We start from the raw sequence: 10,559 nt of genomic DNA, 5'->3' as shown, positions 1-10,559 counted from the left end.
ATACACCAGTCAAATTCTTCGGCGTTCATACCTTTCCAGGCGTAAACAGAAGTACCGGCAGCAGCAATAGCGGCAGCGGCATGATCCTGGGTAGAGAATATATTACATGACGACCAGGTAACTTCGGCACCAAGCTCAATCAATGTTTCAATTAACACAGCTGTTTGGATGGTCATGTGCAGGCAGCCTGCAATACGTGCGCCTTTTAAAGGCTGGGTTGGTCCGTACTCCTGGCGTAAGGCCATTAAGCCCGGCATTTCAGCCTCGGCCAGTTCAATTTCCTTGCGGCCCCATTCGGCTAACGAAAGGTCTTTTACTTTGTATTTAACGAAAGCAGTTTCTACTGATGACATATCATTTCAATTTTGATGCAAATTTAACTTATAAGTTTGTGAAAATGAAATGGAAGAAAAGTAGGATTTGGGGGTAGAGGATTTTCTCATGCAAGAATGCCTTGTAAAGGTATTGTGCAAAGGGGCTAAGGCGCAAAGGTTTTTTGCTTTTGAGTTGACAATAGTTCTCTTTGAAATATGATAGTTGAATTTGTATCTTTGAATAGATAGATAAGGCAATGTACAAACAGGTTTTAGTTCCCGACGAAAAGAATCACAGCATTGAAATGCCTAAAAAGTTTTTTGGCAAAAAGGTTGAAGTGATTGTTGTAGAGATAGGCAGCTCAACTTTGCCCAATCATCCAACTCCGCCAGAAGGGAGAAAGGTCAATGTAAGCGAGTTGTTTGAAAGTTTTGGTGCTGCACCCGACTTTCCATCTATTGACGAAATAAGAGCCAAAGCCTGGGCCTCTAAATGGTAATATTCGATACAAATATCCTCATTGAACTTTATCGTGGTAACATTAAAGTAAAGGAAGAGATAGAACTCCTAAATACTAATGTATTTGTATCAGCAGTATTACCGTTGCCGAATTTATGGTGGGAGCAAAAGATAAGGCCGATTTTAAAAGAATTGAAAAACAGTTAAATAAATACACAACGATTCCAATTAATACGGATATCTCGGAAATCTTTACTGACCTTTTTAAAAAATTGACATTGAGCCACAGACCTGGCATTGCAGATACACTTATTGCAGCAACAGCATTATATTATCACTTACCGCTTTATACATACAATAAGAAGCATTTCCAATTTATTCCGGGTATACAGCTCGTATAATTCTTCTACTTCAGCTCCTGCTGCATAGTTAGCTGCCCATTGTAAACACCGCCGGTTTCAACCAACAGGGTTTGAGTTTTTATGCTGCCGGTAATTTCGCCGCTTGCTTTTATTTCCAGGGAGCTGGTTTGGATGTCGCCGTTAACGATACCATAAACCACAATTTCTTTGGTAACTATGTTACCCTTTACCTGGCCCTTTTCGCCAAGTATTAAACCTTCATCAACTGTTACATCTCCATTTACCAATCCGTCAATACGGGCAAATGAGGGAGCTTTAAGGCTGCCTTCTAAAACGCTTCCCTCGCTTATTAGGGTTGATATAGCCTGAAGGTCAAGCGCCACTTTGTCTTTTTTTCCGAAAATAGCCATGTTTTTGTGTGGGGATGAAATGGTGAGTAGTGAATGGTGAGTGGTCAGTCGTCAGTGGTGAATGGTAAGTTTATTTAATTGATAAGTAAATCCCTTACTCACCATTCACCACTGACAACTCACTCCTCACCACTCACCTATTTGTTTAAAGTTAAATATTTAACCGGGTTTACAGGTTTGCCGTTCACGCGTACTTCGTAATGTAAATGCGCGCCGGTTGAGTGCCCTGTTGAGCCTACAAGGCCTATCTCGTCGCCTACGTTCACTTCCTGTCCTACTTTTACCTTTATTTTGGATAGGTGCCCGTAAACAGTTTGGATATTATTGATATGTTGTATACGGATGCATTTACCGTAACCACCGGCCCAGTCTGCAAAAACCACTTTGCCGCTTGCCGTACATTTCACTTCATCGCCACGTTTACCTTTAAAATCAATCCCCGGGTGAAACTCGGCACTGCCGGTATCAAATGGATCGCTGCGGTAACCGAAAAATGATGTAAATGAGCTGACACGGGGATAACCCATTGGGGTAAAAGCGATGGTACCCATCAGGTGATTCAGGTAATCGTTGTAAAGAGAGTAAACTTCTGTATCGGGTAATGTTTTGCCTTCGGCATTGCCATCGCCGCCAAGGCCTTTGGTGGAGAAGCCTTTTAAACCACGACGGCGTAAATAATCATTGATGGTTTTTAGCTTGCCTTCAATAGCCTGGATGTATGATTGCGCGCTGCCTTCTTTAACATCGGCCGGCGCGACCATTTGTGCAGGGGCGGCTATCTTAAGCTTTGCTATTTGTGCCAGCAGTTTTTGTTTTTCAATTTCCTGCTGCGAGTTTTGCGATCTTAAATAAATTATAACTCCCACCATTACCACTATTACCGATAGTATGCTGATTGCATAATGGCGGAGCCTGTTGAGGTGTTTGGTTTTAATTTGTAAAGAACGTGTAGGTTGCTGGTTTTTATTAATAATAACAACCGTACTGATATCAGATGTCTTTTGTTTCATCAAAATCAATTAATTAGGGTTTGCAATATAACTATTACTATGTATAAATCAATAGCGATTTTGAACAAACGACTTATGGCCTGATGGTTATCTAAAAAGTACATCGTCAGCAAATTGTTATTATTGCGTTTTATAAACGTAAACTGTTAATCATTTGTTATTTTTGTAATCGATAAAATCTAAAAAAAGAAATATATTATGTATCCAGAATATTTAGTTGCCCCAATGCGGGAAGATTTAACAAAGGTGGGTTTTGAGGAGCTGAAAGATGCCGACGCAGTAAAAAACGCAATTGAAAGCGAAGGAACTGTATTTGTAATGGTGAATTCTGTTTGCGGTTGCGCTGCTGCCAACGCACGCCCGGCTGCAAGGATAGCTGCTGCTAACCAAAAACATCCTGATAAATTAGTTACCGTTTTTGCAGGTATGGAAAAAGAAGCGGTTGATGCTGCACGCAACTACATGTTGCCTTATCCTCCGTCATCGCCCGCGATGGCTTTGTTTAAAGATGGTAAACTGGTTCACATTATCGAGCGTCACMAGATAGAAGGCCGCCCTGCACAAATGATAGCCGATAACCTGATCGGTGCTTTTGAGCAATACTGCTAATAAGCCAAAGGCGGAAAGCAAAAGCCTAAAGATTAAAACAGAAGATCCGGTGTAAACAATACCGGATCTTTTGTTTTTGGTAATGATGAACTCCTAATTGTGGCTATATTGCGCTGTTAAAGGGATAGGGATTGGCTCTTTAGTATTCATGGTGCCTGGCGTAAGGTAACTCAGCTTTAATTTAAAGTCTTCATTTTTATGCAGGTATTCTAACCGTAAAGGGTAAAATCCTTTTGTCAATGGTATTATATACGTGTACGTCCGGCGGTTGTAATTACCGTCCCATTGTATCAATAGCTTATTGTCAAGATATAATTTCGAATCTTTGTCGGCATCTAAAATAAATATATAATACCCCTCTTCCTTTGTTTCCAGCAGTCCATCAATAACCAGGGCGAAATTATTTTTTCGCGGCAGCTTTTCTGCATCAAAATCGTTGTTTGTTATTCCTGTCTTTACGGGATTTAAACTTTTAAGATCCGGCCATTTTTCCCATTCTCCCTCATAATAGGCATAGTTAAACCCACCCGGTTTTACATTTTTTTGTTTTGAAACAGGATGCAGCGTTTTTCCAATTGTAAAATTACCGGCCGAGGTTTTATCATAGCGACTGCGCCTGGTGAAACGTTTATAAGTAACCGTGGCAGCGCCGGTTAACGTTATCTCGGGCTGTGCTTTTGCAGATAAGGTTGTGGGAGCTGTTCCATCAAGCGTATAACGCACTTTTGTAGTATCGTTAAAATACCATATTTTAATAGGTTTGTCTTTCAAAACAATACCATTCATCGGGTGAAATTCAATAGAACCGGCGGAGCCGGCATAGGTAAATTTTAACCCGTCATAAATGCTTTTTAGCCTTACCGAACTATGTGTTTCATCGGGATAGCTAAGAATTTTCCAGGCTAAGCCTGTAGGGGCAGCTTTTTTAAGGACGGCATCCATGGTATCAATCCTCATCGATTTACCATCCTTTCCCTCCCGGCCGCTTATAAAAAGTGTGGTATTTGAACCGGCTAAAGCAGGCAGTTTATCGGCCGCTATTTTGGGCAGATAGCACTTATCCCACCAAAGGCTGGGGTCGACCGCGATATACGACTTAAACGCTTTTGGTTCATTTAACATCGCGTACATCACAAACAAGCCACCTAATGAATGTCCCCAAAGTGTATTATCGCCGTTGGAGGGGTATGTTTTATCAACATAGGGGATCAACTCATTTTTAATAAACCCAAGGAATTTATCCGCCCCACCCGATGTTTTCCAACCTTCTAAATGAGTTGGTGTAAGGTCTTTGTTCCGGTCGATACCCAAAACACTCACAATTATTGTTGGGGGCATATAGCCTTCTCCCTCTAAAAAGTGCTGAACCTGTTTTATTAAGCCTGTATTCCAGTTGCCGCCATCAAGTACATATAATACATCGTATTTATCGGCACTTCCGGATTTATAATTTGGCGGAATAAATACCTGTATAAGCCTTTTTTGATTTAATATACCCGAATTTAAAGAGTCGAGCCTTCCCATTTCGGGTATTCTAAGAACGGTATCCTGTGCTTTGGCCATGTTAACCAGCCCGCCAGTCATTGTTAGCAGCATCAAAAAAAGGCGAAGTGTATTTTTCATTTTTATTGTAACATTCATTATTCGCTCCTTAAACTCTTTACGGGGTTCATCAACGCGGCTTTTATACTTTGGTAGCTTACCGTGAGCAGGGTGATCGTGATAGAGCCGATGGCGGTTGCCCCAAAAATCCACCAGGAAAGCTCGGCGTGGTACTTGTAATCTTTTATCCAGCCTTGCATAAAATAGTAGGCAGTAGGTATAGCTATCAGTAATGATATAGAAACCAGCACCACAAAATCTAACGACATCAAGCGCCACAAACCAAATACCGATGCGCCCAGCACCTTGCGTACCCCAATTTCCTTGGTGCGCTGCTCGGCCATAAATGATGCCATGCCGAATAAACCCATACAGCTGATAAAGATGGCCAGCAGGGTAAAGAAGCCGGCAAGTTTACCTACGCGCTCTTCGTTGGCAAATTTCTGGGCATACTCTTCATCGGTAAATTTATAATCGAAAGGGCTGGCCGGGTCATACTGTTTAAATACAGCTTCAATTTTATGTAATGCTTCGCTGGCACTTTTGCTGGTGTTCAGCCTGATATCAACTATCCCGGGAGCATACGAAACCAGATAAAATATAGTCGGTTTTACGGGGTCATAGGGTGATGACATAACCATATCCTTCACTACGCCTATAACTTTAAAAGTCTTGTACCATTTAATGGTTTCGCCAACCGGGTGTTTAAAGTTCATGAATTTTACAGCCGCTTCGTTCAGTACCATTCCAGATGAATCTGTTAAAATATCCCTTGAAAAATCGCGCCCATCGGTAAGTTTCCACCCAGCCGTTTTTCCAAATTCAGGGCTTACTGGAACAGTGCCGAAATCATCCTGCAAATTAGGATCCTTATCCCTCCAGGTAAGACCACTATTATTGGAATATACTCCTGTTAATGGACTATCAGACTCGGCCATTTCAACTATTGTTCCCGACTGTAGCAGGTCATTCCTTACTGCCGTAAAGTGCTGATGAATAGCATCCGTTTTCATTTCTATCTGTATAAGGCCGGTGCGATCATAACCTATTGGTCTGTTCTTGGTGAATTGCACCTGTCTGAAAACAATAATAGTACCTATGATTAAAGTAACGGAAACCGTAAATTGTAAAACCACCAGTACTTTACGGGGTAATGCAGCCATTCGCCCGGCCTTAAATGTTCCTTTTAAAACTTTCACCGGCTTAAATGACGACAGGTAAAAAGCAGGGTAACTACCCGCTATTAGCCCTGTTATGAGGCTAAAACCAATTCCCAGTATCCAAAACACAGGGTTGGCCCATAATACCTGCATGGTTTTATTGGCCACCTGGTTAAACCAGGGCAAAATGAGTTGTACAATAAGGACGGAAAACAAGAAGGCAAAGGCCGAGATCAGCACCGACTCYACCAAAAACTGACCAATAAGCTGGCCTCGCAACGATCCTACCGTTTTGCGTATACCTACTTCCTTGGCCCGTTTTTCTGACCGGGCCGTGCTTAGGTTCATGAAATTGATACAAGCCAGCAGCAATACAAATATGCCAATAATACCAAACATCCATACAAATTGTATAGCCCCGCCGGTATTAATACCATTTTTAAACTCCGAATATAAATGCCATTTGCTTATCGGGTGCAAAAACACAGTTGGCTTAAAAGATAAACCCAACTTATTGCCCTCAGCGGCAAAAGCATTCAGTTTCAAATCTTTTATCCTGGCCGATACCTTGTTTATATCTGCATTGGGGCTTAGCTGTGCAAATAGCTGCCATGAATTATTACCCCATTGTGTAATGTTTGTTTTTACATGAGTAGTCATGTACAAATCCCACGGTGCAATAAATGCCACTTCAGCTAAGCTGTTATTATGCGGCAAATCTTCATAAACGCCGGTAACCTTAACGTTCCATTTATTGTCGATCTTTAAGGCTTTAAACATGGGATTAGTGTCACCAAAAAGTGCCTTAGCCAGTGATGCAGAGAGAATGATAGACGATGGGTCTTTTAGACCAGATCGTGTGCCTTTGATCATTTTTAAGCTGAACAGGTCGGGTGCTTCGGCCTGCATATAGTTTCCCTGTTGGGTTAATTTTTTATTACCGAATGAGAGAATGTGTGCGTATGTCCAGGTAGATAGTACCACATACTTAAAATCATTCTGATAGTCATCCCGCAGTTTATAACCCAATGGCATAGGTATATCAGATTGTGTGCCTACATTACCATTAAAGGTTTGATGCTGCATAACCTGTACCAGCCGGTCATAGTTTTTAAAATACTTGTCGTATGACAGCTCGTCCCAGATCCACAAACCAATAAGCGTAGCCACAGCCATACCCACCGATAGCCCGGTTATATTAATAAAAGTATGCACCCTGTTACGCGTAAGGTTTCGCCAGGCGATTTTTAAATAGTTTTTTATCACGATGTTGGTTCATTAGTTCACTTGTTCGTTGGTTCTGTCAGTTTGCTGATCCTGCAATAACCCCACTTAACTTCTGTCTTGATTCTTGACTCTTAATCCCTGACTCTATTCCGAGCGCAGGCTTTTCACCGGGTTCATCAGCGCTGCTTTAATAGCCTGAAAGCTTACCGTAATTAATGTAATGGCAATTGCCCCTGTACCCGATAGTGCAAATATCCACCAGGTTATTGGCGACCGGTACTGGTATTGATGAAGCCAGCCGTTCATAAAATAATAAGCCACAGGGATTGCAATAAGTAATGATATAACTACCAGCACCACAAACTCGGTTGATAATAAACGCCATAGGTTTGCCACCGATGCGCCAAGCACCTTACGCACCCCTATCTCCTTTATGCGTTGTTCGGCCACAAACGATGCCAGCCCAAACAAGCCCAGGCAACTGATAAAGATAGCCAGCACTGCAAACACCGTTGCCAGGTTACCAATACGCTGCTCGTCGCTAAATTTGCGGGCATATTCATCATCATTAAACTTAAACTGGAAGGGGCTGCCGGGATTGTATCTTTTAAATACGGGCTCAATTTTGCTCAGGGCTTCGCGCATAGGAACTTTAGGATTTACGCGCAGGGTAATAAGGTTAACCCAACCCGGGTCCATATGAAAAACGGTAGCGATGGTGGATTTATATGGCGATTCCATTACCATATCTTTTACCACACCGGTTATAACGTGGCTTTTACCTGCCCAATGCATGATTTTACCAATAGGGTTTTTAAGTCCGCTTAGTTTTACTGCCGATTCATTTAATATAAACGCGCCGGTATCTGTAGGGAAGCTTCTCGAAAAATCGCGACCTTCAATTACCTTCCAGCCAACGGTTTTACCATAATCATAAGTTACGGCGATAGTACCGAATAGCGGATCGAAACCAGGGGCTTTTCCAGCCCAGTCGAAGCCATTATTGTTTGCCCATACYTGCGTTGTTGAACTGTTTGATTCTGTCATATCGGCCACTGCACCGGTTTGAATCAGGTCGTTCCGCATGGCTTCATAATGGCCATAAATTTCGGGGGTGTTCATATCAATCGTAATTAGGCCCTCGCGGGTATAGCCAATAGGCCTGCTGCGCGCAAACTGAATTTGCCTGAAAACGATAATGGTGCCAATAATGAGCACAATAGACACTGTGAACTGCACCACCACCAAAACCCTACGCGGCAGCGAAGCAAAGCGCCCAACACGAAAAGTCCCTTTTAATACTTTGATAGGCTCAAAGGCCGAAAGGTAAAATGCCGGATAACTACCTGCTATGATGCCGGTAAAAAATGTAAAGCTCAAAGCCGCTGCCCAGAACCAGGCATTAGTAAACGGCATGGCAATTTGCTTATCAGCAAGGTTGTTAAAATACGGCAAGGTCACTAAAACCATTACAAGCGTAACCACCAAAGCCAAAAATGCAAACATCAGCGATTCACTCAAAAACTGTTTTACCAGTTGTGAGCGCACGGAACCTATCGCTTTACGAATACCCACTTCTTTTGCACGTTTTTCGCTGCGGGCGGTGCTTAGGTTCATAAAATTGATACAGGCCAGCAGCAATACAAACATACCAATGATGCCGAACAGCCATACCAACTCAATGCGGCCGCCAACTGATTTGCCGTTTTTAAAATCGCTGTACAGGTGCCATTTGGCCATGGGGTGTATTTGCATCACCTCGTCATTTGTCTTAAAATGCGGCTTGGTAATGTTCCTGATTTTGGCCGATACTTTATCAAAATCGGCATTCATGTTCATCAGTGCGAATAAATGGCAGCCATGGTTATCCCATGCACCGCTTTGCGTGTTCCACCAGTTTGCGGGGCTGCTCCAGGGTAACATAAATTTAGTTGGATAAAAGGTGGTATTATAAGGCAGATCCTGGTAAACTCCGGCTACCTTCATATCGGTTTTGTTATCAATCCGTACTACCTTATTTATGGGGTCGGCGTTGCCAAAAAGGGCGATAGCTACAGATTGCGACAGTACAAAAGATGAAGGATCCTTAAAGTTGGCGTAACTACCTTTTATCATTTTTAATGAAAGTATAGAAGGCAGACCAGGCTCGGCCCACATGCCGTTTTGGGAGATCTTTTTATCGCCAACAGCCAGTATATGTGTACTCTCCCAGGTAAGGGCCGTTAATTTAAAATCACTGCTGTATTTGGTTCGCAGTTCTGCACTAAGCGGCACCACGGTCGACCCGAAAGTTATCGTTTCACCGTTGGCTGTTTGGGTGGTCATTACCTGGGCCACATGATAGTAATTTTGGTGATACTTATCAAAGGATAGTTCATCCCATATCCACAGCCCTATAAGCATGGCCACCGCCATACCAACAGATAGCCCCGCTACATTAATAAAGGTATGAACCTTATTTTTAACAATGTTGCGCCATGCGATTTTTAAATAATTTTTGATCATTGCTATATTTTTTAAGCTTGAAGCTAAAGGCACAAAGCCTAAAACTTTTATAATCTTGTTTATCGCTTTTAGCTTTAAGCCTTCGGCTTTCAGCTTCTTATTCGCTTCTTAAACTTTTTATCGGGTTAATAAGTGCTGCTTTTATGGCTTGAAAACTTACCGTTGCAAAGGCTATCATAATTATTAACGCCCCAGATAAGGCAAACATCCACCATTGTATTGGGGTTCGGTAAGCAAAACCCTGTAGCCATTGGCCCGCCGCGTACCAGGCTATTGGCAGCGCAATAAACAAGGCTATAATCACCAGTAATAAAAACTCTGAGGACAGCAAAGCAAACAGCGATTGCACACTTGCACCCAATACTTTACGAATGCCAATTTCTTTAATACGCTGCTCGGCCGTGAACATGGCTAAACCCAGCAAGCCAAGGCATGATATAAATATAGCCAGGAAGGCAAATGCGTTTGATAGTCTGTCAACGATCTGCTCGTTCTGGTACAGTTTCTGGTATTCTTCGTCGCTAAAATAATAGGTGAACGGAAATGCCGGGTTAARCTGTCTGCATAGCTTTTCTATACTGGCCAGGGCTTCTTTTGTTTTGCCTGGCTGCGTTCTTATCAATATGTTGCCATAATTTTCATTTTCACCAGCACGCAGAATCATCGGTTTTATTTGTTCGTGTATAGAGTTAAAGTGAAAATCCTGTATCACGGCAATAATTTTACCATGTTTACCCCAAAAAGTAAGTGGTTGTCCTATAGGTTTTTTATACCCTATCCTTTTTAAGGCCGCTTCGTTCATTATAAAACCAACAGAATCTGTAGCATAATCTTTTGAAAAATCACGGCCCTCCAATACTTTCAGTTTCATGGTTTTTACAAAATCATACCCTACAGATG

The 10,559-nt window shown here is 42.2% G+C and carries 10 protein-coding genes; 3 read left to right on the top strand and 7 right to left on the bottom strand.

Annotation, left to right across the window (positions count from 1 at the left end; all coding sequences use genetic code 11):
- On the bottom strand, positions 1 to 353 hold a 353-nt coding region (locus AC1DPZ_RS15895), incomplete at its 3' end, for an adenosylhomocysteinase (protein WP_477405089.1).
- Positions 354 to 571: 218 nt separating this feature from the next.
- On the opposite strand from AC1DPZ_RS15895, the gene AC1DPZ_RS15890 reads away from it, so the two are divergent.
- Positions 572 to 814 carry a hypothetical protein gene (locus AC1DPZ_RS15890; protein WP_477405087.1) on the top strand — a complete coding sequence of 81 codons (243 nt, stop codon included), beginning with the start codon at positions 572 to 574 and terminating at the stop codon, positions 812 to 814.
- 82 nt (positions 815 to 896) lie between these two features.
- Complete coding sequence (locus AC1DPZ_RS15885) at positions 897 to 1,175, top strand: PIN domain-containing protein (RefSeq protein WP_477405091.1); 279 nt, start codon at positions 897 to 899, stop codon at positions 1,173 to 1,175.
- A 5-nt stretch (positions 1,176 to 1,180) separates the two neighbouring features.
- Here AC1DPZ_RS15885 and AC1DPZ_RS15880 read toward each other — a convergent pair whose 3' ends face one another.
- Together AC1DPZ_RS15880 and AC1DPZ_RS15875 are read right to left on the bottom strand one after the other, a co-directional pair.
- Positions 1,181 to 1,546: a bactofilin family protein gene (locus tag AC1DPZ_RS15880; RefSeq protein WP_477405085.1), complete on the bottom strand. Its 366-nt coding sequence runs from the start codon at positions 1,544 to 1,546 to the stop codon at positions 1,181 to 1,183.
- A 137-nt stretch (positions 1,547 to 1,683) separates the two neighbouring features.
- Complete coding sequence (locus AC1DPZ_RS15875) at positions 1,684 to 2,556, bottom strand: peptidoglycan DD-metalloendopeptidase family protein (RefSeq protein ID WP_477405083.1); 873 nt, start codon at positions 2,554 to 2,556, stop codon at positions 1,684 to 1,686.
- Between the two features lie 198 nt (positions 2,557 to 2,754).
- Between AC1DPZ_RS15875 and AC1DPZ_RS15870 the strand changes: the two genes are divergently transcribed.
- Entirely contained in the window at positions 2,755 to 3,165 is a 411-nt protein-coding gene (locus tag AC1DPZ_RS15870; protein WP_477405081.1) for a BrxA/BrxB family bacilliredoxin, read from the top strand.
- A 93-nt stretch (positions 3,166 to 3,258) separates the two neighbouring features.
- Here the strand turns inward: AC1DPZ_RS15870 and AC1DPZ_RS15865 are convergent, their stop codons facing one another.
- From AC1DPZ_RS15865 to AC1DPZ_RS15850, 4 genes are all read right to left on the bottom strand, one after another.
- Positions 3,259 to 4,788 (bottom strand): alpha/beta hydrolase-fold protein, encoded by a 1,530-nt coding sequence (locus AC1DPZ_RS15865; RefSeq protein ID WP_477405079.1) that lies wholly within the window; start codon positions 4,786 to 4,788, stop codon positions 3,259 to 3,261.
- Positions 4,789 to 4,805: 17 nt separating this feature from the next.
- The gene (locus AC1DPZ_RS15860) at positions 4,806 to 7,193 is read right to left on the bottom strand and encodes an ABC transporter permease (RefSeq protein ID WP_477405077.1); all 2,388 of its coding nucleotides are present in this window, start codon (positions 7,191 to 7,193) and stop codon (positions 4,806 to 4,808) included.
- A gap of 105 nt (positions 7,194 to 7,298) precedes the next feature.
- Entirely contained in the window at positions 7,299 to 9,659 is a 2,361-nt protein-coding gene (locus tag AC1DPZ_RS15855; RefSeq protein ID WP_477405075.1) for an ABC transporter permease, read from the bottom strand.
- A 97-nt stretch (positions 9,660 to 9,756) separates the two neighbouring features.
- Positions 9,757 to 10,559, bottom strand: an 803-nt coding sequence (locus AC1DPZ_RS15850; RefSeq protein ID WP_477405073.1) for an ABC transporter permease, incomplete at its 5' end; no start/stop codon positions are given.

The sequence above is a fragment of the Mucilaginibacter sp. P4_G9 genome, assembly GCF_056400985.1.
Note: the sequence above shows the minus strand (reverse complement) of the source record. Positions and strands in the feature narration are given on the sequence as shown.